Below are 23,422 nucleotides of genomic sequence, written 5' to 3'. Positions count from 1 at the left end.
GCTCGTAAGCATCAGCGAGGGGGCGGGCTTCGGCTCGCCCCTTTTCGCATGGAACGGCAGCAACTGCCCGGAACCAAGGAGGAAGCGCATGGTCACGTTCGTCGACCGAGTGACGCTGCACCTGCGGGCGGGCAAGGGCGGCAACGGCTGCGTGTCCGTCCGCCGCGAGAAATTCAAGCCGCTGGCCGGCCCCGACGGCGGCAACGGCGGACACGGCGGCGACGTCGTGCTCGTGGCCGACCCGCAGGTCACCACGCTGCTGTCGTACCACCACTCGCCGCACCGCAGCGCCGGCAACGGCGGCTTCGGCATGGGCGACCACCGCTCCGGGGCGCTGGGCGAGACCCTCGAGCTCCCGGTCCCCGTCGGCACCGTCGTGAAGGACCCGTCGGGCGAGACCATCGTCGACCTCATCGAGCCGGGCATGCGCTTCATCGCCGCCCCCGGCGGTGTGGGGGGCCTCGGCAATGCCGCGCTGTCCAACCCGAAGCGCAAGGCGCCCGGCTTCGCGCTCCTCGGCACCCCGGGCTGGGAGGGCGACCTCCTCCTCGAGCTCAAGACCGTCGCCGACGTCGCACTGGTGGGCTTCCCGTCCGCCGGCAAGTCCAGCCTCGTCGCGGCGATCTCCGCCGCGCGGCCCAAGATCGCCGAGTACCCCTTCACGACCCTCCACCCCAACCTCGGCGTCGTGCAGTCGGGCGAGGTGCGCTACACCGTCGCCGACGTCCCCGGACTCATCGAGGGCGCCAGCGAGGGCAAGGGCCTCGGCCTGGAGTTCCTCCGTCACGTGGAGCGGTGCACCGCCCTCGTGCACGTGCTCGACTGCGCGACCCTCGAGCCCGGACGCGATCCGCTGACCGACCTCGACATCATCCTGGCCGAGCTCGGCGCCTACCCGGTGCCCGAGGGCCAGGTGCCGCTGCTGGATCGCCCGCAGGTCATCGCCCTGAACAAGGTCGACGTCCCGGAGGCCCGCGATCTGGCCGACATGGTGCGCCCCGATCTGGAGGCCCGCGGCTTCCGGGTGTTCGAGATCTCCACGGTGAGCCACGACGGACTGCGTCAGCTGTCCTTCGCGCTCGCCGACCTCGTGATGCAGCATCGCCGGGCCGAGGCCGACAAGCCCGCCCCCGAGCGCATCGTCATCCGTCCCCGCGGCGCGGGGAAGGAGTTCACGATCCGGGTCGAGGGCGGCACGTACGGCACCTTCTACCGGATCCTCGGCGAGAAGCCGGTGCGGTGGATGCAGCAGACCGACTTCCAGAACGACGAGGCCGTCGGCTTCCTCGCCGACCGGCTCGAGAAGCTGGGCGTCGAGGACGGCCTGTACAAGGTGGGCGCGACGGCCGGCTCCACGGTCGTCATCGGCGAGGGCGACGGCGTCGTCTTCGACTGGCAGCCGACCCTCAGCTCGGTCGCCGAGCTGATGACCGCGCCGCGCGGCACCGATCCGCGCATCGAGCAGCGCACGCGCCGCACGACCTCCGAGCGACGCGAGCGCTACCACGACCTCATGGATGCCAAGGCCGACGCCCGCGCAGAGCTCGACGCCGAGCGCATCGCCGACCCCGACGGCGGGTCCGAGGACCGGGGATGACCGCGCGCGCCCGCGGGGAGCTCGCCGGCGCCCGCCGGGTCGTCGTGAAGGTCGGATCCTCCTCGATCAGCGGTGACAACGCCGCGCGCATCCAGCCGATCGTCGAGGCCCTCGCTGAGGCGCACCGCCGGGGCACAGAGGTGGTGCTGGTGTCGTCGGGTGCGATCGCGACCGGCATGCCGTTCCTCGCGCTGGATGCCCGACCCACCGACCTCGCGACCCAGCAGGCCGCCGCGGCGGTAGGTCAGAACATCCTGATCTACCGCTACCAGGAGGCCCTGCGCCCGTTCGCGATCGTCGCCGGACAGGTGCTCCTGACCGCGGGCGACCTCGAGAACCCCGCCCACCGCTCGAACGCGCGCCGCGCGATGGAGCGGCTGCTGGGGCTGCGCATCCTCCCGATCGTGAACGAGAACGACACCGTCGCCACGCACGAGATCCGCTTCGGCGACAACGACCGGCTCGCCGCCCTGGTGGCCGAGCTCATCGGCGCCGACGCGCTCGTGCTGCTCAGCGACATCGAGTGCCTCTACACGCGGCCGCCGGACGAGCCCGGGGCCCAGCCGATCCGCCACGTCCGCTTCGGCGACGATCTCTCGCAGCACGAGTTCGGCTCGGTCGTGGTCAACAGCGTCGGCACCGGGGGAGCGGCGACCAAGGTCTCCGCCGCCCGGGTCGCGGCGGCAGCCGGTGTCGGGGTGCTGGTGACCAGTGCCGACCTCGTCAGCGAGGCCCTGCGCGGCGCCGACATCGGCACGTGGTTCGACCCCGATCCGTCCGCCCCCGCGCCTGCGACCACGGGCACCGTGCGCGCGCCGGAGTCCGTGGCGGCCGTCGATACACTGGGCCGATGACCACCACTGCGACGTCTCCCCGCGAGCGGATGCTGCGGGCCAAGGACGCCGCCCGCCGGATCGGTCTTCTCTCCGACGACGACAAGCGCGGCATCCTGCTGGCCATCGCCGACGCCATCGACGCCGCGGCCGGCGATGTGATCGCCGCCAACGAGCGCGATCTCGAACGGGGACGCTCCGAGGGTCTGTCGTCCGGACTGCAGGACAGGCTGCGGCTGGACGCGCCGCGCGTGGCGGCCCTCGCCTCCGCGGTGCGCGAGATCGCGGAGCTGCCCGATCCGGTCGGCCGCGTGCTCGACGAGCGCGTCACACCCGACGGCCTCCGCCTGACGAAGGTGGCCGTGCCGTTCGGCGTCGTCGGGTCGATCTACGAGGCCCGCCCGAACGTCACGGTCGACATCGCGGCGCTCGCGCTGCGCTCCGGCAACGCCGTCGTGCTGCGGGGCGGATCCGCGGCCCTCGAGACCAACGGCGCACTCGTCACCGCCATGCGCGGCGCCCTCGCCGACCGCGGCGTCGACCCCGAGGCGATCCAGACCGTCGACGACTTCGGCCGCGACGGCGCCCGCGAGCTCATGCGCGCCCGCGGCATCGTCGACGTGCTCGTTCCGCGGGGCTCTGCCCAGCTCATCGAGACGGTCGTCACCGAGTCGTCCGTGCCCGTCATCGAGACCGGCGCCGGCGTCGTGCACATCGTGCTCGACGAGACCGCCGACGAGGCGTGGTCACGCGACATCGTGGTCAACGCGAAGGTGCAGCGCCCGAGCGTCTGCAACGCCGTCGAGACGGTGCTGGTGCACCGGGCGGCAGCCGAGCGGCTCGTGCCGCCGGTCGTGGCCGCGCTGCAGGCTGCGGGCGTCACCGTCCACGCCGACGACGCCGTCCGCGCGCTGACGACGGGCACCGTGCCGGCCGTCGAGGGCGACTGGGCGACCGAGCACATGAGCCTCGACCTGTCGATGCGCGTCGTCGACGACCTCGACGACGCTCTGGCGCACATCCGCCGCTACTCGACCCACCACACCGAGTCGATCATCACCGACGACGACGGAAGTGCCGAGCGCTTCCTGGCCGAAGTCGACTCCGCCGTCGTGATGGTCAACGCCTCGACGCGCTTCACCGACGGCGGCGAGTTCGGCTTCGGCGCCGAGGTGGGCATCTCGACGCAGAAGCTGCACGCCCGCGGCCCGATGGGCCTGTCCGAGCTGACGAGCACGAAGTGGCTCGCGCGCGGCACCGGACAAGTCCGCGCCTGACCGCCTAAACTGGACCAGCGGCCCGAGCCGCAGCATCCCGAACGGAGCCCCGATGACTTTCGCCACGCTGGTAGCTTTCGCCGCCGAAGGAGCCGAGGAGCACGGCAGCGTCGCTCTGGAGACCGTCGGCTACGGCATCGTCGCCATCGTCGCGTTCGCCGCCCTGGCCCTCGTGACCGCGTCCTACCGCAACGTCGCCAACCGTCACGCGCACAAGGCCGAGGCCTACGCGCGTGCGCACGCCGACGATGCCCCCGAGGCGGGACACGGCCACTAGGTCGACCGGATGTCGGTGACGAGAGCCCCGAGGATCGGGGTCATGGGTGGGACGTTCGATCCCATCCATCATGGACACCTCGTCGCCGCCAGTGAGGTCGCGCAGTACTTCGACCTCGACGAGGTCGTCTTCGTGCCCACCGGTCGTCCGTGGCAGAAATCCGAGGTCACCGACAGCGAGCACCGCTATCTCATGACGGTGATCGCCACGGCATCGAATCCGCAGTTCACCGTGAGCCGCGTCGACATCGACCGCGCGGGGCCGACCTACACGATCGACACGCTCCGCGATCTGAAGGACCGGAGACCCGACTCCGAGCTGTTCTTCATCACCGGTGCGGACGCCGTGGCGCAGATTCTCAGTTGGAGGGACCATGATGAACTGTGGGACCTGGCCCACTTCGTCGCCGTCTCCCGTCCGGGGCACGTGCTCAGCACGGATGGACTGCCCGTCGAGAAGGTGAGCCAGCTCGAGATCCCCGCGCTGGCGATCTCGTCCACGGATTGCCGGGACCGCGTCAACACCGACCGACCGGTCTGGTACCTCGTCCCCGACGGGGTCGTCCAGTACATCGCGAAGCATCACCTCTACCGGAGCAAGGAATGACCACACCCGAGCAGCCGGAACAGCGCACCCTCACCCGCAAGGAGATGCGCCAGATCCGCGACACCTCCTCGACGCCGATCGTGTCGGCCGACCAGGTTCCGCAGGCCGAGCAGCCCGCCGCGCCGGTCGCCGCCGCGCCCGCACCGCTTCCGCGGCCCGCCGCGCCTGTCGAGGTCGCGCCTGCGCCGGTGCCCGACGCCAGCGTCGACCTGGGCGTCACCCCGCTGACCCGCCGCCAGGCCCGTCAGCAGGAGCGCATCCGCACCGCGTCGGTGCCCGTCATCACCCCCGACATGGCCGCCGCGCATGCCGAGGCCGCCCGGCTGAAGGCCGAAGAGGCCGCCGCTTCGTCGACGGACGACTCCGCCGAGAGCGCGCCCGCCGCCGAGACCGTGAACGACGCGCCCGCCGAGGTCGCAGAACCCACCGACTCGGATACCGCGGACACCGAGACTCCGGATGCTGCAGCCGACGCCGCCGCAGAGCCCGAGGTCGCAGCATCCGCGGTCGCAGCATCCGCCGACGACGACGCGGAGCGCGTGACGCTCAGCCCGTCCTTCGGCTCCGAGCTCCTCGTCGGCGAGGCAGCACCGACGGCGACCGCAGCATCGTTCGACCAGCTGCTGGCGCGCGGATCCGCGGCGACCGGCGCCGTGTCGACCCCGAACGCGCTCATCCTGACCCAGACGCCCGAGGGCGCCATCATGGGCCCCGTCGCCGCCACCGGCGAGGTGCTGATCACCGGCACCTTCGCACTGCCGGAGGGGCTCGGCTCGCAGGGCCACGCGCCCGGCACCGCCGACGGCCGCGAAGCCGACGCCGTCCTGATCGACGGCGAGCTCCCCGCCCATTCCTCACCCACGCCGATCGCGGCCAGCGCCGCCGTCAGCACCATCAAGACCACCGGCGACATCATCCGTCCGCCGGCCCCCGAGAAGGGCAGCCGTCTGATGCTCGCCCTCGCCATCACCGCCGGCGTCCTGGCGATCGCCGTCGTCGGCGTCCTCATCGTCGCCGTCGCCACAGGAGTATTCGCATGACCGCCACAGACCAGTCCCGCGAGATGCTCGCGATCGCCGCCGCCGCCGCGACGCGAAGGGCGGGGAGGATCTCGTCGCCCTCGACGTCTCCGGCCCGCTGCCGCTCGTCGACATCTTCCTCATCGTCACCGGTCGCAGCGAGCGCAACGTCGCCGCGATCGCCGACGAGATCGAGGACCAGCTCAACGCCGCCGGGCACAAGCGCCTCCGCCGTGAGGGCCGCTCCGAGGCGCGCTGGGTGCTGCTCGACTTCGGCGACCTCGTCGTGCACGTCTTCCACGAGGAGGAGCGCATGTACTACGGACTCGAGCGCCTCTGGAAGGACTGCCCCGTCGTGCCCATCGAGACGGCTGCCCACGCCGGCTCCTGAACCCGCCGCGGTTCTTCGCACGGCTCGGGATGTAGTAATCTAGTCGAGTTGCCCGGTGAGAGCCGGGCGGCAGAAGATGGGCCTGTGGCGCAGCTGGTAGCGCACCTGCATGGCATGCAGGGGGTCAGGGGTTCGAGTCCCCTCAGGTCCACCGGAAGAAGGCCCCCGACGCGAGTCGGGGGCCTTTCTCCTTCCGTGATTCCTGGCCGTCGGCCGTGACCTCGCACTGATCAGGGCCGGTCATCCGCGGTCTCGCGTATCGTGGCTGATCCCGTCCGGAGCACGTCCGACTGAAGCGAGAGCCATGCCCTCCGCACGTCGTCCACGCCGCAGTGCGGCTGCAGCCGCGCTGGCCCTCGCGGTCGCCATCGTCACCGCGGGGTGCGCCGCTTCCGCGCCGACGGCCCCCATGCCGACGCGCGAGAGCTCGTCGGCGGTCGCTCCGACCGGCACCCCGACGGCCACGGCGGAGGCGGCGCCCGCAGGGTGGTTCCGCCCGTCGGCAGCGGCGACGGCACTGGCCACGGGCCTGTCCGCGCCCTGGTCCGTGGTGCCGCTGGGTGAGGGCGGGGCACTCGTCAGCCAGCGCGACGACGGTACCGTGCGGGAGATCTCGCCCGACGGCTCGAGCCGCGCGGCGGGTGTCGTCCCTGACGTCGTGAGCGGCGGCGAGGGCGGCCTCCACGGACTCGCCGTGCTCGAGACCGGTGGAGAGACCTGGCTGTACGCCTACCACGGCACCGAGCAGGACAATCGGGTCGTGCGGATGCCGCTCACGGGCGCCGCCGGATCCCGTGCGCTCGGCGCGCCCGAGGTGGTGCTCGACGGCATCGCGCGGGCCCGCACCCACAACGGCGGGCGGATCGCCTTCGGCCCGGACGGGCTGCTCTACATCACGACCGGCGACGCGGGCGACCGCGCGAGCGCGCAGGACGAGGCATCCCTCAACGGGAAGATCCTCCGCGTCACCCCCGACGGTGGCGCGGCGCCCGGCAACCCCTTCGGCACGGCCGTCTACACGCTCGGCCACCGCAACGTGCAGGGGATCGCCTGGACGGCCGACGGCGCGATGTGGGCGAGCGAGTTCGGACAGGACACCTGGGACGAGCTGAACGCCATCCGTCCGGGCGGCAACTACGGCTGGCCCGAGGTCGAGGGCGTGGCGGGCGATGACCGCTACGTCGACCCGGTGACCGTCTGGACGCCCGACGAGTCGAGCCCGAGCGGGGTCGCGGCCGTGGGCGGCACCGTCTTCGTCGCCGGCCTCCGCGGGGAGCGCCTGTGGGCGGTCGACACCGCCGACGGCGCCCTCACGGGCGAGCCGCAGGCGCTGCTGGCCGGTGAGCAGGGGCGTCTGCGCGACGCCGTCGCCGCACCGGACGGCAGCCTGTGGGTGCTGACGGGCAACACCGACGGCCGGGGCTCGCCGCGCGACGGCGACGACGTGCTGCTGCGCCTCGCGCTCGCACCGTCCTGAGCGACACCGACACCGACACGGACACCGGCCCTGCGACGGGCACGCCGGGCGACCACCCGCAGCACTACGGTGAACCTGTGAGCACACAGCCGCGGTGTCCGCACTGCCGACACTTCGTCTATCTGGACACGCTCGACTGCCCGGAGTGCGGTGCGGCGCTGGCGTACCACATGCCCAGCCGCCAGTTCTTCGGGCACCGCAACGGCCAGGTGCGCATCGACGGCGAGCTGTGGCACACCTGCTCCAACCGCGGGTGGAAGTGCAACTGGCTCGTGCGCGACGACGCCGAGTCGGGGCGGTGCCTGTCGTGTCGGCTGACAAGACGACAGCCGGATGCGGCCGACACCGTCGCCCTGGAGAAGCTCGCCAAGACCGAGGAGGCCAAGCGCCGGCTCGTCCTGCAGCTCGCCGATCTCGGCCTGCCGCTCGTCGCCTGGTACGACCGGCCGGGCGGTCTGGGGTTCGATCTCATCTCGAGCCTGTCGCACGGCGAGAGGGTCACCATCGGCCATGCCAACGGCATCATCACGATCGACCTCGCCGAGAGTCTCGACGACCGGCGGGAAGCACTGCGCGTGCGCCTCGGCGAGCCGTACCGCACGATGCTCGGCCATCTGCGGCACGAGGTCGGCCACTACTTCCAGAACGTCCTCGTGGTCGGAGATGACGCGTGGACGAGGTGCCGTGAGATCTTCGGCGACGAGCGCGCGACCTACCGCGAGGCGCTGCAACGGCACTACCGCGCGGGAGCTCCCGAGCACTGGCAGGCCTCCTACATCTCCGAGTACGCCACCATGCACCCGTGGGAGGACTTCGCCGAGACCTTCGCGCACTACCTGCACATCACGGGGACCCTGCAGACGGCGGCCGCGATCGGAATCAGACTGGATGCCGCGTCCAGCGGCATCCGGGACACCGACGTCGTGCCGCGGGAATCGTACGAGGACGCCTCCGTGCAGCTCCTGCTGTCGGACTGGGAGTGGATGTCCCAGGCCTTCAACCGCATCAACCGCTCCATGGGCTTCGGCGATCTGTATCCGTTCGAACTGGTGCCGGCGGTGCGCAGCAAGTTCGAGTTCGTCCACCACATCGTCACGCGCGCCCCCGTGCTCAGCCGCGAGCAGGAAGCCCTCGCCGTGCCCGAGGAGCTGGAGCGCGCATGACCTCGTTCTCCCGCGGCCGCCGCGTCATCGGCGCGTCGACGCACTACGTCACCAATCAGCCCACGATCCGGTGGGACATCGACGAGTACGCGCTCAACGCGCCGCTGGTCGCCGCGGTCGACGCCTTCGGCGCGGACTGGGCTCAGCACGCGCTGAGCGAGGCGGGCGCGCTCGTCGGGTCGCGGACCTTCCAGCAGGACGCCCACCTCGCCGACCGGCATCCGCCCGTCGCCTACCCCCATGACCGCTGGGGCTTCCGCCTCGACGAGGTCGAATACGATCCGGCCTACCATCGCGTCCTCAGCGCCGCCGTGGCCCGTGGCGCCCACACCTCCGCGTGGGCGGACCCGCGTCCCGGCGCCGGCGTGGCGCGCGCCGCGATGTTCATGCTGTTCACGCAGATCGAGCCCGGCCACGCCTGCCCGGTGTCGATGACGCACGCCGCCGTCGACGCCATCGCCGGGTCGCCCTGGGTGGCCGACGGGTGGCTTCCGCGCCTCTACTCCCGCGAGTATGATCCTCGGCTCCTTCCGAACGAGGAGAAGCGGAGCGCCCTCATCGGCATGGCCATGACCGAGAAGCAGGGCGGGTCGGATCTGCGGGCCGGAACGACCACCGGCGTGCACATGGGCGGGCAGACCTACCAGCTGACCGGCCACAAGTGGTTCTGCTCGGCGCCGATGTCCGACGGCTTCCTGGTGATCGCTCAGACGCGGCGCGGGCCGGTCGACGAGGGACTCAGCTGCCTGTTCGTCCCGCGGCTGCTGCCCCGCGGGATGCGCAACGTGTTCCGCATCCAGAAGCTCAAGGACAAGCTCGGCAACCGCTCGAACGCGTCGGCCGAGATCGAGCTCGACGGCACGATCGGCGTGCTGCTGGGCGAGCCGGGTCGCGGTCTGCGGACGATCATGGGGATGGTCCAGCGCACGCGGCTGGACTGCGTGCTGGGCACGGCGGCCGGCATGCGTCAGGCGATCGCCGAGGGCGTGTGGCATGCGCGCGGCCGGGAGGCGTTCGGCCGCACCCTGGTCGATCAGCCCGCGATGACCTCCGTTCTGGCCGACCTCGGCATGGAGGCCGAGGCATCGATGCTCACGGGGCTGCGCCTCGCCCAGCTGTTCGACGCGGACGCGACGGATCGCGACGTCGCCCTCCGCCGGTTGGCGACGCCGGTGGCCAAGTACTGGGTGTGCAAGCGCGGACCGAACCACGCCTACGAGGCGATGGAGTGCCTGGGCGGCAACGGCTACACGGAGACGTTCCCGCTCGCGCGCCGCTTCCGCGAGCAGCCCGTCATGGCCATCTGGGAGGGCGCCGGCAACATCATCGCCCTCGACGTGATCCGTGCCCTGACCCGCGACGCGGAGGCGGCCGAGGCGTTCGCCGACGAGCTGGAGAGCACGCGGGGATCATCCACGCTCCTCGACGCGCATGTGGAGCGCACGATGGCCCGCCTGAGGGGTCTCGAGGACGACGATGCGGCGGCCGCGCAGGCGCGCCGGATCGCCGAGGACCTCGCGCTCGCCCTCCAGGGCTCGCTCATGCTCCGGCATGCGCCGTCGCTGGACGCCGAGACCTTCCTGCATGCGCGGCTGGGGGAGGACCGGTCGTCGCAGTACGGCGTGCTGCCGGCGGGGACGGACGCCGCGGCGATCGTCGCGCGACACTGAGCCGCCCGCGCGCCTCCGGCGGACGGCGCGGCTCGAGGTCAGTCCCTGCTCGGCTGGCAGTGCAGGACGAGCAGGACGATGCTCCCGAACGGCGCGAGCGACAGGAAGATGAGCGGCCAGGGCTGACCGGCGTCACGGAGCCTGCGCACCGACACGGCGAGCGTCGGCACGAAGATCGCGAGCGACCAGGCGATGAGGCCGAGGTAGATCGCGATGCTGAGGATCGCGAAGATGCCCGTGAACAGGCCGAACAGCATCACGAACACCGCACCGACCGAGATGATGGCGTTGAACAGCGCCCAGTACCAGTACTCCGAGCGCGACGCCCGGCCCTCGAAGGTCGCGTACCGGATGAAGACGGCGCGGACCGCCTGGCCGATGGTGGACACGGGAGGCGCCGCGTACTGCCGGCCTGCCCCGAAGCCGTAGGCGCCGCCGTACGCGGGCTGCACGGCGCGGCGATCAGGGGCGTAGGGGGCGACCGCCCGGAATGGGGGAACCGTGCCGTAGGGGTTCGGGGGAGTGGCGGCCGCACCGGACGGCCCCGCACTCGCGGCGTACGGACCGGCGGGTGCTCCGGCCGCCCCGACCGGCAGAGGGGGCAGGACGAGCGTCTGGGCGAGGTTGGCGGCGGGCACGCGCGTCGTGGACGTCCACGCCAGTCCATTCCACCAGCGCTCCAGGCCGTCGCCGGCAGGATCGGGATACCAGCCGGCGGCAGGAGATGCGGTGTTCGACATGGCGGGTCCTTCGCTCGGAGACGACTCGCTCACATTCAATCGCATGACCGATGCCGGTTCCGCCGGCGGCCGGGCTCGACGTCGGCCCGGGCGTCGTCTCAGTCGCCCTCGACCGGCTCGATCAGCTCGGGGCCGTTGTTGCGGACGTTCCCGACCTCCGACGAGACCACGTGGTCCTCGAGGGTCTCGGCCACATCGGGAGCGGCGTCGATCGCGGCGTCGAGGATGTCTCCGACGTTCTCCGTGGTCGGGTCGAGCCAGGCGTCCGCGAAGTCCGGATCGAGGAAGAGCGGCATCCGGTCGTGGATCGAGCCCAGGCGACCGATCGAGTCCCGCGTGCAGATCGTGAAGCTGAGCACCCACTTCGACGGGTCATCCTCCGGGACGGCCGGGTTCTTCCACCACTCGTAGAGACCGGCGAAGAACAGCGGCGAGCCGTCGGCGGGGTGGATGTAGTGGGGCACCTTCGTGTCGCCGACCTTCTTCCACTCGTAGTAGCCGGATGCCGGGATCACGGCGCGACGCTTCTCCAGCGCCGTGCGGAACATCGGCTTGTTCTCCAGCTCCTCTGAGCGGGCGTTGAACGCGCGGGACCCGACGGACAGATCCTTCGCCCATCCCGGCACGAGCCCCCAGCGGGCCGACTCCAGACGACGGGTCGGCGGCTCGGATTTCGCGGAGTCGAGCACGATCGCGACCTGCGAGGTGGGAGCGACGTTGTAGGAGGGCGCCGGCAGCTCATCGCCCTCGACGTCGACGCGCAGGACGCCCACGAGCTCGGAACCGACACTGGCCACCACGAATCGACCGCACATGCGCTTCAGCGTACGCGCGACCTCCGACACGGTCGTCGTCAGGGACGGCTGCCGTGCTCCAGGATGCCGACGTCCTCGAGCCGCTCCTGCAGGCTCGCGCCGTCGGAACCCGTCACCCACGGCACCCCCGCCGTCGTGTGGTCCTCGACGACCACCGTGCGCCCACCCGCCAGCACCGCCTCCGCGGGGGAGAGTCGCCGGATCGCGACGGCCGTCACGTGGTCGGCGTGGCTCCGGGTGAAGTTCGTGTAGAGCTCGTCGTCGTGCTGGCCGTCGTCGCCGAACAGCAGCCACGTGATGTGCGGGAACTCCTCGGCGAGGCGTCGGAGGTTCGACTCCTTGTGCACCTTGCCGCTGCGGAACCAGCGGTCGTGCGTCGGGCCCCAGTCGGTCAGCAGCACCGAGCCGGACGGGAACAGGTGCCGGTGCAGGAAGCGCAGCAGCGTGGGGGCGATGTTCCAGGCGCCCGTCGAGAGGTAGATGATCGGCGACCCCGGGTTCTCCCGGATGATCCGCTCGAGCAGCACCGCCATCCCGGGGACCGGCTGACGGGCGTGCTCGTCGACGACGAAGGAGTTCCAGGCCGCGAGGAAGGGACGCGGCAGCGCGGTCACCATCACGGTGTCGTCGATGTCGGACACGACGCCGAAGCGCGTCTCGGCTCCGACGATGAAGACGCGGGTCTCGACCGGCTTGCCGCCCTTCACCGCGACAGTGAGCGTCTGCCAGCCCGGAGGGAGCGACGCCGGGAGCCGCACGTCGACGACGCCGCCGCGGTCGGCGACGACGTCGTGCGACACCCCGTCGATGACGACGGTGACCTGCGCGTAGCCCACGGGCACCGCGACGAAGCTGCGCCATCCCCGCACGCTGGCGTACTCGCCGGGGGAGGTCGTGCGGGCGGGCGGGGCGATCAGCACGCGGCCGAGCACCCGCACCCAGTCGGGTCCGCCGTAGCCGGGGAACGGCGTGACGGCGGGCACGAGTCCGCGCGCGCGGGCGCGGCGCTCTCGCCAGGTCTGGAAGCGGTACTCGAGGCGCGCGATCCAGAGCACCTTGGGATTGACGGACGCGTCAGCGGTGGGGGGCATCCGCTTCAGTCTTTCACGTCGAGCGGGGTCCCATCCGGTCCGATGGCGGGCGGCGGCTCCTCGTCGAGGTGCGAGCGCTCGACCCGCTGGATGATCCTCTTGCTGAGCACCATGAGCACGAGGAAGAGCACGATGACGCCGACGAAGATGTACCCCGCGTAGTGGATCCGGTCGGCGAGCTCGCGGTACGTCCCGGCGGCCAGCGACGCGACGCCGATGTAGAGCGACGACCACACGATGCACGCCGGCAGGGTCCAGGCGATGAAGCGGCGGTAGGAGTATCCGCTCATGCCGACGGTGAGGGGGACGAGCGAGTGCAGCACCGGCAGGAACCGCGACAGGAAGATCGCCGGCCCGCCGCGCCGCTCGAGGTAGCGCTCGGAGCGCACCCAGTTCGCCTCGCCGATGCGCCTCCCGAGCCGCGACGCGCGAATGCGGGGGCCGAGCAGACGCCCGAGCAGGAAGCCGATGCTCTCGCCGGCCAGCGCGCCGAGCACGACCGCGACGCCGAGCAGCACGCCTTCTCCGACGCTGCCGACGGCGGTGCCGGCGACGATGACGACCGTGTCGCCTGGGAAGAAGAGTCCGATGAGCACGCTGGTCTCGAGCATGATCGCGACACCGGCCAGCACGGTGCGCAGAACAGGGTCGACGCTCTGCACCGCGTCCAGCAGCCAGGTGAGGATCTCGTTCACCTTGATGAGCCTAGGGCGCCGGGGTCCGTCTAGCCTGTGAACGTGATCGCCGCACCGTCCGCCGTCCTCCTCGACGGCTGGCGGGATCCGGAGGCGGTCTTCCGCGGGGGCCCGGCGCAGCATCCGCACGCCTTCTGGCTCGACGCGGGACCGGCATCGGACGCCGGATGGAGCTGGCTCGGCATCGGCGTGCCGGAGGCCGATCCGACCCGCGTGAGCGCGGTGCGCTGCGCACGTGAGCGGGCGGACGCCGCCTCCGGACCCTTCCGGGGCGGCTGGGTCGGCTGGCTCGGCTACGAGGGGGGAGCGGCGCGTGCGGGTGCGCCGGTGGCGGCGGGGGATCCGCGCGCCCCTCAGGAGCTGTGGCTGCGCGTGGACCGCTTCGTCGCGTTCGACCACGCCGCGCGCGCCGTCTGGGCTGTCGCGCCGGAGGGCGAGGTCGCCGCATACGCCGAGACCGTCATGACATGGGCGGATGCCGCGGCCTCCGGTCCGCAGCCGGTGCGGATCGCCGCGGGCGAGGCGGAGGCCCGCCACACCCCCGCGGAGTACGCCGCGCTCGTGAGCCGCTGCCGCGACGCGATCCGTGAGGGCGACGCGTATCAGCTGTGCCTGACGACGCGCTTCTCCGTCACGGGCGACGTCGACCCCGTGGCATCCTTCCTCGCCCTTCGCGCCGCGACGCCCGCCCACCACGCCGGGTTCATCCGCTCGGGTGACGTCGCGCTCGCGAGCGCCAGCCCCGAGCAGTTCCTGGCGGTCGAGGCGGGCAGGGTGCGCACCCGTCCGATCAAGGGCACGCGTCCGCGCTCGGCGGACGCGGCGGCCGACGTCGCGCTCGCCGACGAGCTGCTCGCCAGCGCGAAGGAGCGCGCCGAGAACGTCATGATCGTCGACCTCATGCGCAACGACCTCTCGCGCGTGTGCGAGCCCGGATCGGTCGCCGTGACGGAGCTGTTCGCGGTGGAGTCCTATCCCGCCGTGCACCAGCTCGTGAGCGCGGTCGCGGGCACGCTGCAGCCCGGTACGACGGTCGGCGACCTCCTCGATGCGACCTTCCCGGCCGGCAGCATGACGGGCGCCCCGAAGCTCTCCGCCATGACGCTGCTGCACGGGCTCGAGGGCGCGCCCCGTGGCGTCTTCGCGGGATGCTTCGGCTGGGTGGGCGACGACGGCGCGCTCGACCTCGCCATGGTCATCCGGTCGATCGTGACGTATCCGGGCGGTGCGTTCGTCGGCGCCGGCGGGGGCATCACCTGGGGGTCCGACCCGGCCGCCGAGGTCGCGGAGGTGGGCATCAAGGCCCGCGGTCCGCTCACAGCGTTGGGCGCCGCACTGCCCGCGGGATGGTGAGGAGCGCGGCGCGGTAGCCTGGAGGGCGCGTCCCGTGCGCATCTTCTCGCACCACACGATTGGCCTCCCCCCTTGTCGCAGAACTCCTCGACCTCCGCCGTGCCCACTCCGGACGGCCCCGGCTTCGACGCCTACGCCATCCAGGAGAAGTGGCAGTCCCGCTGGCGGGACGCCGACCCGTTCCGCACCGGCGGCGACGACGACGCGCGTCCGCGCAAGTACGTGCTCGGGATGTTCCCGTACCCCTCGGGCGACATGCACATGGGCCACGCCGAGAACTACGCCTACGTCGACGCGGTCGCACGCTTCTGGCGCCACCGCGGCTACAACGTCCTGAACCCGGTCGGCTGGGACTCCTTCGGCCTCCCCGCCGAGAACGCCGCCATCCAGCGCGGCGCCGATCCGCGCGAGTGGACCTACGCGAACATCGCCCAGCAGCGCGAGAGCCTGGGCAACTTCGGCACGTCGTACGACTGGAGCCGGGTGCTGCACACCAGCGACCCCGAGTACTACCGCTGGAACCAGTGGCTGTTCCAGAAGCTGTACGAGCGGGGCCTGGCCTACCGCAAGGAGAGCCCGGTCAACTGGTGCCCGAACGACCAGACGGTGCTCGCCAACGAGCAGGTCGTCGACGGCCACTGCGAGCGGTGCGGCGCCGAGGTCGTGAAGAAGAAGCTCACCCAGTGGTACTTCAAGATCACCGACTACGCCGACCGCCTGCTGGACGACCTGAACCAGCTCGAGGGCTCGTGGCCGCAGAAGGTCATCCGGATGCAGCGCAACTGGATCGGCCGCTCGGTCGGAGCCGACATCGACTTCGAGATCGAGGGCCGCGACGAGAAGATCACCGTCTTCTCCACCCGCCCCGACACGCTGTACGGCGCCACGTTCATGGTGGTCGCCCCCGACAGCGACCTGGCCGCCGAGCTCGCCGAGGGCTCCACGCCGGAGGTGCAGGCACGCTTCCAGACCTACCTGGAGGGCGTGCAGCGCGAGACCGACATCGCCCGTCAGGCGACCGACCGCCCGAAGACCGGCGTGTTCCTGGACCGCTTCGCCGTCAACCCCATCAACGGCGAGCGGCTGCCGATCTGGGCGGCCGACTACGTGCTGGCCGACTACGGCCACGGCGCGGTCATGGCGGTCCCCGCCCACGACCAGCGCGACCTCGACTTCGCGCGCGCCTTCGACCTGCCGGTCCGTGTGGTGGTCGACACGACGGCTCCGATCACTGGGGCGATCCCCGTCATCGAACTGGACGAGAACGGCGACCCCATCGATCCGACGGACGGGGACGACGCATCCATCGACGATCTGAACCCCGCCCGCACCGGGATCGCCCTCACGGGCGAGGGTCGCATGATCAATTCGGGGTCGCTGGACGGACTCTCCAAGCGCAACGCGATCACGCGGATCATCGAGCAGCTGCAGTCCAAGGGCGCCGGGCGCGCCTCGAAGACGTACCGCCTCCGCGACTGGCTGATCTCGCGTCAGCGGTTCTGGGGCACGCCGATCCCGATGATCCACACCGAGGACGGCCGCATCGTGCCGGTGCCCGACGACCAGCTGCCGCTGATGCTGCCCGACGCGCAGGGCCTCGACCTCGCGCCGCGGGGCACGTCGCCCCTGGGGGCAGCCACCGAGTGGGTCGAGACGGTCGACCCCGAGACGGGCGAGCCGGCGCTGCGCGACGCGGACACGATGGACACGTTCGTCGACAGCTCCTGGTACTTCCTGCGCTTCCTGGCGCCTCGGAGCGCCGATCAGGCCTTCCCGCCCCGTGAGGCCGACAAGTGGGCTCCGGTCGACTCGTACATCGGCGGCGTCGAGCACGCGATCCTGCACCTGCTGTACGCGCGCTTCATCACCAAGGTGCTGTTCGACATGGGGCTGATCGAGTTCACCGAGCCCTTCTCGAGCCTGATCAACCAGGGCATGGTGCTGCTGGACGGCTCGAAGATGTCCAAGAGCAAGGGCAACCTCGTCGAGTTCGCCGCGAGCATGAAGGACCCGGGTGCCGACGCCGTGCGCGTCGCGATCGCCTTCGCCGGTCCCGTCGAAGACGACATCCAGTGGGAGGACGTCTCGACCACCGGTGCGCAGAAGTTCCTGGCCCGCGCGTGGCGCGTCGCCTCGGACGTCACCAGCCACCCCGACGTGATCTGGGCGGAGGGGGATGCTGCGCTCCGCCGTGTCACGCACCGTCTGCTCGCCGACGCCCCGGGCCTGGTCGAGCAGACGAAGTTCAACGTCGTCCTGGCGCGTCTGATGGAGCTGGTCAACGCCACCCGCAAGACCATCGACTCCGGCGCCGGCCCCGCCGACCCCGCCGTGCGCGAGGCCGCCGAGGTGACCGCCATGGTGCTCGACCTCTTCGCCCCGCACACCGCGGAGGAGATGTGGGAGATCCTCGGCTACAAGCCGTTCGTCGGCCTCGTGCCGTGGCGTGCCGCCGACCCGACCCTGCTGGTCGAGGACACCGTGACCGCCGTCGTGCAGATCGACGGCAAGGTGCGCGCGACCCTCGAGGTGTCGGCGCGCATCGACGCGGCGGAGCTCGAGCGTCTCGCCCGCGGGGATGCGCGCGTGCAGCGGTCGCTCGGCGACCGCGAAGTCGTCCGCGCCGTCGTGCGACCGCCGAAGGTCGTCAGCCTCAGCACACGCTGACCCCGGCCGCGGCCTGCGCGGGCGGCGACCTCCGTCTCCGGCTTGAACGGCGACCTCCGTCTCCAGGCTGCCCGCGCGGTGACGCTCCTCCCCAGGGCCTGCCTTCGGGGGCCAGCGCGCTGATCGCCTCGGCGCCGAGGAGCTGATCGTCCGGGCATTCCTAGCCTGGATCGGTGAGCACCCCCGCCGAGCCGCCCCGCGCCGCCGCGCGGCGCCGGCTCGGCGTGGGGGCGGCCGTCGTCATCGTCCTCGTGGCGCTCGCCGCCACCGTGGGCATCGGCATCCTGCGCGCGGCCGGTGCGCCCATCGAGACGGTGGCGATCGTCGAAGACGGCCCGGCTGCGGTCGGCGCTGACGTCATGACCGGCTCGCTGTACGTGCACGTCCTGGGAGCCGTCGGGCAGCCGGGACTGTTCGTGCTGCCGGCGGGGAGCCGGGTCGTGGATGCGGTGGCCGCGGCATCCGGGTTCCTCCCGACGGCCGACCGCACGGGGGTGAACCTGGCGCGACCGCTGAGCGACGGCGAGCAGCTGAGGATTCCCGCGGTGGGGGAGGTGCCCGCCGCCGGCGGGACGGGCGTGGTCGGGTCGGGCGGCGGCTCCGGGGGCGCGGGTGCCGGAGCGCCGGGCGATGGGCGGGTGAACCTCAACACCGCGGACGAGGCGGCGCTCGACACCCTGCCGCGCATCGGGCCGGCGATGGCGCAGCGCATCATCCGATGGCGCGACGACAACGGGCGCTTCACGAGCGTCGAGGACCTCCTCGCCGTGCCGGGGATCGGCGAGAAGATGCTCGAGAGCCTGCGTGAGCTGGTGACGGTGTGACGACGCCTGCGCACGCCGTCCCGGCCGTGGCCCGTGGTCGTCGGCGGACGCTGCGGGCGCTGCGCACGGCCCCGGTGGCGCTGACGACGTGGGCGGTCGCGGGCTGGACGACGATCGAGCCCGCTGCAGGGCCCGGGGTGGCCCTGACGCTGTGGGCGTCGGCGCTGGTGGCCCTCGGGGTTCTGGCGCTGCGTATCGCCCGCAGGCCGCGGGGCGACCGGGACGTCATCGACTCGGCGGGGGAGCGACGACGCCGGATCGCCGTCGTCCTCGTCGTGGTGACTCTGAGCACCGCTGCCGCCGCAGCATCCTCCGTCGTGCTCGCGCAGCCCGCGCGCGACGCGGCGGCCGCGCTGCCGATCTCGGGCGGACGCGCGGTCAGCGTGCTCGTGACCGTCACCGGGAAGGTGGAGCGCTGGGGGAGCGACCGCCTCGCGTTCGACGCGCAGGCGCAGCGCGTCGCCATCGGCGCGCAGCGGTTCGCGGTCGACGTGCCGGTCGCCGTGATCCTGGCGGCGGACGACCTCGATCCGGGCGGGCTGACCGACGTGGGGGCCGTGGTCGAGGTGGGCGGCACGGTGCGACCCGCCGATCCCGGCGACCGGGCGGTCCTGGACGTAACGGCCGCCGGGCCGCTGGAGGTGCGCTCCCCGCCCGAGGGTGCCGTCGGCGCGGCGGCCGACCTGCGGACCTCGCTGGTCGCTGCGGCCGACGGGCTGCCCCCGCCCGGTGCGGGGCTCCTCCCCGGCCTCGCCGTCGGCGACACCTCCGCCGTCGACGCCGATCTCGACGTCGCGATGAAGGCGTCGAGCCTGTCGCACCTCACCGCGGTATCCGGCGCCAACTGCGCGCTCGTCGTCGGCCTGGCCTTCGCCGCGGCGTCCGCACTGGGTCTGCGGCGCGGTCTGCGAGTGGCGGCCGGGCTCTCCGTGCTGGCCGGCTTCGTGCTGCTCGTCACCCCCGAGCCCAGCGTGGTGCGGGCCGCAGCCATGGCGGCCGTGGCGATGATCGCGGTGCTCGTCGGGCGCACGGGTGCCGGCACCGCCGTGGTGTCGCTGGCCGTCGCGATCATCCTCGTGCTCGACCCCTGGCTGGCCGGCTCGCTGGGTTTCGCCCTGTCGACGGTGGCGACGGCGTCGCTGCTGCTGTTCGCGCGCCCGCTCGCGACGGGTCTCGGACGATGGATGCCGCGGCCCGTGGCTCTCGCCCTGTCCGTGCCGCTGGCGGCCCAGCTCGCGTGCGGACCGCTCCTCGTGCTCATCACTCCCGTGGTGCCGCTCTACGGCGTTGTGGCCAACCTCCTCGCCGCGCCGGCCGCGCCGCTCGCGACCGTGATCGGCCTGGCGGCGTGCCTGAGCGCACCCCTGCCCCTCGTGCAGTCCGGGCTCGCCGCCCTCGCGTGGCTGCCCGCCGCCTGGATCGCCGGCACCGCTCAGACCTTCGCCGCCCTCCCCGGCAACGCCGTGCCCTGGCTCGGCGGCTGGGCCGGGGTGGCGGCCCTCGCCCTCCTCGGGCTCGCTCTCGGGATCGTCATCGTCGGACGACGGACGGATGCCGCACGGTGGCATCGCATCGTGAGCGCGCTCTCCGCGACCTCTCTCGCCGTCGTGGTCGGCACCACCGCCGGGGGCGCGGCTCTCAGCGGGCCGGTGGGCGGTCTCACCGTGCCGGCAGCCTGGGCGATCGCGGTCTGCGACGTCGGACAGGGAGACGCCGTCGTGGTCCGATCGCATGAGGCGACCGCCCTCATCGACACCGGGCCCGACCCGACGCCGCTCGCCGTCTGCCTCGACCGCCTCGGCATCGCCCGTATCGACCTCCTGGTGCTCACCCACTTCGATCTCGACCATGCGGGCGGGGCGGCGTCGCTGGCCGGACGGGTGGGCCTGGTCGTGCACGGCCCGCCGGCCGATGCGGCGGACTCCCGGCTGCTCACCGATCTGCGCGGCGGAGGAGCGGTCGTCAGCGAGGTCCACGCCGGATCCCGCGGCGTGCTGGGCGGCGCGATGTGGAGGGTGCTGTGGCCGCGAGCGGGCAGCAAGGCGTTCCCGCCGGGCAACGACGCGGGCGTGGTGGTCGATATCCGCGGCGGCGGCGTGCCCACGTCGCTCTTCCTCGCCGATCTCTCCGGACTCGCGCAGCGCGCCCTCGCGCGGGCCGGCACGCTCGACACGCCCTATGAGGTCGTGAAGGTGGCCCACCACGGCAGCGGCGACCAGGACCCGGCTCTCTACCGGACGCTCGGCGCCGCCGTCGCGCTGATCCCGGTGGGGCTCGACAACGACTACGGGCATCCCCGGGCCGAGACGCTGGCCATTCTGTCCGACACGCGCATGGCCGTCGCACGCAGCGATCGGAACGGGATGATCTGCGTCTGGAGTGCCGACGGCGTGCTCCAGGTCTGGCGCGAGCGCGGCGGGTGACGGGAGCGCGCTCGGCGCGGTCTCCCCGCGTCCGGCCCCGCGACGGGTGCCGGACCACCGGCGAGGAGACGGACCCGCCGGGCGACGTCCCACCCGCTCGGTAGTCTGGGGTGATGGCCACGACCGCACGCCGCGCACCCGCGAAGCGGCCCAGCATCCCGCAGCTGTCGTGGCGCACGCCGCAGCCGGCGCCCGTTGTGCTGATCTCCGGCCCGGAGGACGTGCTGGCCGAGCGGGCGACCGCCGCCATCCGCGAATACCTGAGGGCGGAGGACCCGAGCCTCGAGGTCTCCGACGTCCGCGCCGATGACTACGCCGCCGGCACACTGCTCGCGCTCACGTCGCCCTCGCTCTTCGGCGAGCCGCGGCTCGTGCGCGTCACCGGCGTCGAGAAGTGCAGCGACGCGTTCCTCGCCGAGGCCGTCTCCTACCTCGACAACCCGCAGGACGGCGCAACCGTGATCCTGCGGCACACCGGCGCGAGCGTCCGCGGCAAGAAGCTCCTCGACGCGGTGCGCGCCGGAACCGGCGGCGGGGTGGAGGTGCCCTGCGCGGCGGTCAAGCGCGACTCCGACCGCTTCGATTTCGCCTCGGGGGAGTTCTCCGCGGCGAAGAAGCGGATCGCCCCGTCCGCGCTGCGCACACTCGTCTCGGCCTTCGCCGACGACCTGACCGAACTCGCCGCCGCGTGCCAGCAGCTGATCTCCGACGTCCCCGGCGACATCACCGATCAGGTGGTGGAGCGGTACTACGGCGGGCGGGTGGAGACGAGCGCATTCACCGTGGCCGACACCGCCATCGCCGGGCGCTACGGCGACGCCCTCATCGCCCTCCGCCACGCCCTGGCATCCGGATCCGACCCCGTGCCGCTGGTGGCCGCCATCGCGTCGAAGCTGCGCTCCATGGCGAAGGTGGCGGGCACGCGCGAGTCCTCCGGCGCCCTCGCGGCGCGGCTCGGCATGAAGGACTGGCAGGTCGACCGCGCGCGACGCGACCTCGTCGGCTGGTCCGACCTCACCCTCGGGATGGCGATCCAGGCGACAGCCCGCGCAGACGCAGAGGTGAAGGGCGCATCCCGCGATCCGGTGTTCGCCCTCGAGCGCCTCATCACCGTCATCGCGACGAAGGCCCCGTTCGGCGCCCAGCGACCGCACCGCTGAGCCGTCGGCGCCGAGCGACCGCAGCGCTGAGCCGCAGCATCCGGTCACTGCCGCACATCACCCCGCCGTGCCCGGGCCCGGAAATGCCGAATGCCCGCCCCGAGAAGGGACGGGCATTCGAGAGAAGGTGAAGCTCAGAGAGCTGCGACCTGCTTGGCGATGGCCGACTTGCGGTTCGCCGCCTGGTTCTGGTGGATGACGCCCTTGCTGACGGCCTTGTCCAGCTTCTTGGACGCGGTCAGGAGAGCCTTCTCAGCCGCGGCCTTGTCGCCGGAGGCAACGGCCTCGCGGGTGCGACGCACCTCGGTCTTGAGCTGGCTCTTGACGGCCTTGTTGCGCTCGTGCGCCTTGTCGTTGGTCTTGTTGCGCTTGATCTGCGACTTGATGTTCGCCACGTTCGACGTATCTTTCGTTCGGAGGATTCGATGGACGTGCCGCGTTACGGGTAGAGGGGCCGCTCGCGACGTCGTGCAGGGGTGGGACCCGGCACGCAGGTCGACTCATGAGTCTATCAGGTCGCCCCGGGTGCCGTGATCGCGGGCCCCGGGGCGCCGTCGTCCGCTGATGCGCGCGCCGTGACGGTCGCGACGGCGACGTCGAGCAGGGCGTTGAAGACCCGCGGGCGCATCGCCGTGACGAGGTGGGAGGTGCGCGGCACGACGATCAGCTCGGCATCGCGCGCGACCTGCAGGAAGAGCCGCTCGTTGGCGCGGAGCTGGTCGTACTGGCCGTTGATGAACCACAGCGGCACATCGATGCGGTGCAGCGCCGTGAGCAGGTCGAGCACGGACAGGCTCCGCAGGGCGGTGTCCTGCGCGTCGTAGGCATAGCCGCCGGCGCCGAAGTCGGCGCGCGTCTCGGGCGGCAGGGTGCGGTCGAGTACGGCATCCGTGATGCGCTGCCCCCGCCCGGGCAGACGGTTGAAGCCGCCCGCCAGCACGCGGTAGGTGGCGAGTCCGACGCCGCGGGGGATCGAGGTGCAGGATGCCGCGATGAACCCCGCCACGGGCGGCGGGTCGTCGCGGCCGACGTACTCGATCGAGAGCAGCCCGCCCATCGAGTGCGATGCCAGCAGCACCGGTCCGCGCTCGGCGGCGGCCCGGACGGCTCCGTCGATCGTGGCGAAGGCGCCATCGAGCGCGAAGGTCTCCGCCATCCGCGTGCCGTGGCCGGGCAGATCGACCGCGGTGACGGGGATGTCGCGGGCCCGGAGGTGCTCGACCTGCGCTCGCCACATGCTCGCGGACGTGCGGATGCCGTGCACGAGCACGACCTGAACCGTCACGCCCTCAGAATACGACGGGGCGCCGCACGGTCTCCCGTGCGGCGCCCCGTCGCCCGAGG

20 protein-coding genes, 1 tRNA gene and 1 pseudogene are annotated in these 23,422 nt (G+C 72.3%); 16 read left to right on the top strand and 6 right to left on the bottom strand.

What is annotated here, in order from left to right; translation table 11 throughout:
• Nucleotides 1-88: 88 nt before the first annotated feature.
• The 11 genes and pseudogenes from obgE to CVS47_RS07645 all read left to right on the top strand — a co-directional run bounded on the left by obgE (nucleotide 89) and on the right by CVS47_RS07645 (nucleotide 10,310).
• Entirely contained in the window at nucleotides 89-1,597 is a 1,509-nt protein-coding gene (obgE, locus tag CVS47_RS07695; protein WP_127095557.1) for a GTPase ObgE, read from the top strand.
• Entirely contained in the window at nucleotides 1,594-2,451 is an 858-nt protein-coding gene (proB, locus tag CVS47_RS07690) for a glutamate 5-kinase (RefSeq protein ID WP_127095556.1), read from the top strand. The genes obgE and proB overlap by 4 nt, the downstream gene beginning before the upstream one ends.
• Entirely contained in the window at nucleotides 2,448-3,707 is a 1,260-nt protein-coding gene (locus tag CVS47_RS07685) for a glutamate-5-semialdehyde dehydrogenase (protein WP_127095555.1), read from the top strand. Before proB ends, CVS47_RS07685 begins: the two co-directional genes overlap by 4 nt.
• A gap of 52 nt (nucleotides 3,708-3,759) precedes the next feature.
• A complete protein-coding gene (locus CVS47_RS07680; RefSeq protein WP_127095554.1) occupies nucleotides 3,760-3,984 on the top strand; it encodes a hypothetical protein in 225 nt (74 codons plus the stop codon).
• 9 nt (nucleotides 3,985-3,993) lie between these two features.
• Nucleotides 3,994-4,590, top strand: a complete 597-nt coding sequence (gene nadD, locus CVS47_RS07675; RefSeq protein ID WP_127095553.1) for a nicotinate-nucleotide adenylyltransferase — start codon at nucleotides 3,994-3,996, stop codon at nucleotides 4,588-4,590.
• Nucleotides 4,587-5,630 carry a hypothetical protein gene (locus tag CVS47_RS07670; protein ID WP_127095552.1) on the top strand — a complete coding sequence of 348 codons (1,044 nt, stop codon included), beginning with the start codon at nucleotides 4,587-4,589 and terminating at the stop codon, nucleotides 5,628-5,630. Before nadD ends, CVS47_RS07670 begins: the two co-directional genes overlap by 4 nt.
• Nucleotides 5,627-6,000: pseudogene (rsfS, locus tag CVS47_RS07665) on the top strand (ribosome silencing factor). The gene CVS47_RS07670 and the pseudogene rsfS overlap by 4 nt, the downstream one beginning before the upstream one ends.
• Nucleotides 6,001-6,078: 78 nt before the next feature.
• Nucleotides 6,079-6,151: transfer RNA gene (locus tag CVS47_RS07660), tRNA-Ala, on the top strand.
• A gap of 153 nt (nucleotides 6,152-6,304) precedes the next feature.
• Nucleotides 6,305-7,477, top strand: a complete 1,173-nt coding sequence (locus CVS47_RS07655) for a PQQ-dependent sugar dehydrogenase (RefSeq protein ID WP_127095551.1) — start codon at nucleotides 6,305-6,307, stop codon at nucleotides 7,475-7,477.
• 77 nt (nucleotides 7,478-7,554) lie between these two features.
• A complete protein-coding gene (locus CVS47_RS07650; RefSeq protein ID WP_241240315.1) occupies nucleotides 7,555-8,640 on the top strand; it encodes a zinc-binding metallopeptidase family protein in 1,086 nt (361 codons plus the stop codon).
• Nucleotides 8,637-10,310 carry an acyl-CoA dehydrogenase family protein gene (locus CVS47_RS07645; protein ID WP_127095550.1) on the top strand — a complete coding sequence of 558 codons (1,674 nt, stop codon included), beginning with the start codon at nucleotides 8,637-8,639 and terminating at the stop codon, nucleotides 10,308-10,310. Before CVS47_RS07650 ends, CVS47_RS07645 begins: the two co-directional genes overlap by 4 nt.
• A 38-nt stretch (nucleotides 10,311-10,348) precedes the next feature.
• Here CVS47_RS07645 and CVS47_RS07640 read toward each other — a convergent pair whose 3' ends face one another.
• The 4 genes from CVS47_RS07640 to CVS47_RS07625 all read right to left on the bottom strand — a co-directional run bounded on the left by CVS47_RS07640 (nucleotide 10,349) and on the right by CVS47_RS07625 (nucleotide 13,651).
• Entirely contained in the window at nucleotides 10,349-11,050 is a 702-nt protein-coding gene (locus CVS47_RS07640) for a DUF805 domain-containing protein (RefSeq protein ID WP_164734616.1), read from the bottom strand.
• 98 nt (nucleotides 11,051-11,148) lie between these two features.
• Complete coding sequence (locus CVS47_RS07635) at nucleotides 11,149-11,865, bottom strand: SOS response-associated peptidase (RefSeq protein WP_127095548.1); 717 nt, start codon at nucleotides 11,863-11,865, stop codon at nucleotides 11,149-11,151.
• Between the two features lie 38 nt (nucleotides 11,866-11,903).
• On the bottom strand, nucleotides 11,904-12,956 hold the full coding sequence (locus CVS47_RS07630; protein WP_127095547.1) for an App1 family protein: 1,053 nt from the start codon (nucleotides 12,954-12,956) through the stop codon (nucleotides 11,904-11,906).
• A 5-nt stretch (nucleotides 12,957-12,961) separates the two neighbouring features.
• A complete protein-coding gene (locus CVS47_RS07625; RefSeq protein WP_127095546.1) occupies nucleotides 12,962-13,651 on the bottom strand; it encodes a DedA family protein in 690 nt (229 codons plus the stop codon).
• 42 nt (nucleotides 13,652-13,693) lie between these two features.
• Between CVS47_RS07625 and CVS47_RS07620 the strand changes: the two genes are divergently transcribed.
• The 5 genes from CVS47_RS07620 (at nucleotide 13,694) to holA (ending at nucleotide 22,078) form a co-directional block, all read left to right on the top strand.
• Nucleotides 13,694-15,004 (top strand): anthranilate synthase component I family protein, encoded by a 1,311-nt coding sequence (locus CVS47_RS07620; protein WP_378790778.1) that lies wholly within the window; start codon nucleotides 13,694-13,696, stop codon nucleotides 15,002-15,004.
• Between the two features lie 72 nt (nucleotides 15,005-15,076).
• On the top strand, nucleotides 15,077-17,671 hold the full coding sequence (leuS, locus tag CVS47_RS07615) for a leucine--tRNA ligase (RefSeq protein ID WP_127095544.1): 2,595 nt from the start codon (nucleotides 15,077-15,079) through the stop codon (nucleotides 17,669-17,671).
• Between the two features lie 173 nt (nucleotides 17,672-17,844).
• On the top strand, nucleotides 17,845-18,495 hold the full coding sequence (locus CVS47_RS07610; RefSeq protein ID WP_241240314.1) for a ComEA family DNA-binding protein: 651 nt from the start codon (nucleotides 17,845-17,847) through the stop codon (nucleotides 18,493-18,495).
• Complete coding sequence (locus CVS47_RS07605; RefSeq protein ID WP_241240313.1) at nucleotides 18,492-20,918, top strand: ComEC/Rec2 family competence protein; 2,427 nt, start codon at nucleotides 18,492-18,494, stop codon at nucleotides 20,916-20,918. The genes CVS47_RS07610 and CVS47_RS07605 overlap by 4 nt, the downstream gene beginning before the upstream one ends.
• 113 nt (nucleotides 20,919-21,031) lie before the next feature.
• Entirely contained in the window at nucleotides 21,032-22,078 is a 1,047-nt protein-coding gene (gene holA, locus CVS47_RS07600) for a DNA polymerase III subunit delta (RefSeq protein ID WP_127095543.1), read from the top strand.
• Nucleotides 22,079-22,212: 134 nt separating this feature from the next.
• Here the strand turns inward: holA and rpsT are convergent, their stop codons facing one another.
• Both rpsT and CVS47_RS07590 read right to left on the bottom strand, forming a co-directional pair.
• Complete coding sequence (gene rpsT, locus CVS47_RS07595; protein ID WP_127095542.1) at nucleotides 22,213-22,473, bottom strand: 30S ribosomal protein S20; 261 nt, start codon at nucleotides 22,471-22,473, stop codon at nucleotides 22,213-22,215.
• A gap of 116 nt (nucleotides 22,474-22,589) precedes the next feature.
• Nucleotides 22,590-23,363 carry an alpha/beta fold hydrolase gene (locus CVS47_RS07590; protein WP_127095541.1) on the bottom strand — a complete coding sequence of 258 codons (774 nt, stop codon included), beginning with the start codon at nucleotides 23,361-23,363 and terminating at the stop codon, nucleotides 22,590-22,592.
• Nucleotides 23,364-23,422 lie beyond the last annotated feature (59 nt).

It is taken from the genome of Microbacterium lemovicicum, from assembly GCF_003991875.1.
GTDB lineage: Bacteria > Actinomycetota > Actinomycetes > Actinomycetales > Microbacteriaceae > Microbacterium > Microbacterium lemovicicum.
Note: the sequence above shows the minus strand (reverse complement) of the source record. Positions and strands in the feature narration are given on the sequence as shown.

Excerpts from the sequence above, each read along its gene's own strand:
- obgE (WP_127095557.1), top strand. The coding sequence starts at position 89 with ATGGTCACGTTCGTCGACCGAGTGACGCTGCACCTGCGGGCGGGCAAG.
- proB (WP_127095556.1), top strand. The coding sequence starts at position 1,594 with ATGACCGCGCGCGCCCGCGGGGAGCTCGCCGGCGCCCGCCGGGTCGTC.
- CVS47_RS07685 (WP_127095555.1), top strand. The coding sequence starts at position 2,448 with ATGACCACCACTGCGACGTCTCCCCGCGAGCGGATGCTGCGGGCCAAG.
- CVS47_RS07680 (WP_127095554.1), top strand. The coding sequence starts at position 3,760 with ATGACTTTCGCCACGCTGGTAGCTTTCGCCGCCGAAGGAGCCGAGGAG.
- nadD (WP_127095553.1), top strand. The coding sequence starts at position 3,994 with ATGTCGGTGACGAGAGCCCCGAGGATCGGGGTCATGGGTGGGACGTTC.
- CVS47_RS07670 (WP_127095552.1), top strand. The coding sequence starts at position 4,587 with ATGACCACACCCGAGCAGCCGGAACAGCGCACCCTCACCCGCAAGGAG.
- CVS47_RS07655 (WP_127095551.1), top strand. The coding sequence starts at position 6,305 with ATGCCCTCCGCACGTCGTCCACGCCGCAGTGCGGCTGCAGCCGCGCTG.
- CVS47_RS07645 (WP_127095550.1), top strand. The coding sequence starts at position 8,637 with ATGACCTCGTTCTCCCGCGGCCGCCGCGTCATCGGCGCGTCGACGCAC.
- CVS47_RS07640 (WP_164734616.1), bottom strand. The coding sequence starts at position 11,050 with ATGTCGAACACCGCATCTCCTGCCGCCGGCTGGTATCCCGATCCTGCC.
- CVS47_RS07635 (WP_127095548.1), bottom strand. The coding sequence starts at position 11,865 with ATGTGCGGTCGATTCGTGGTGGCCAGTGTCGGTTCCGAGCTCGTGGGC.
- CVS47_RS07630 (WP_127095547.1), bottom strand. The coding sequence starts at position 12,956 with ATGCCCCCCACCGCTGACGCGTCCGTCAATCCCAAGGTGCTCTGGATC.
- holA (WP_127095543.1), top strand. The coding sequence starts at position 21,032 with ATGGCCACGACCGCACGCCGCGCACCCGCGAAGCGGCCCAGCATCCCG.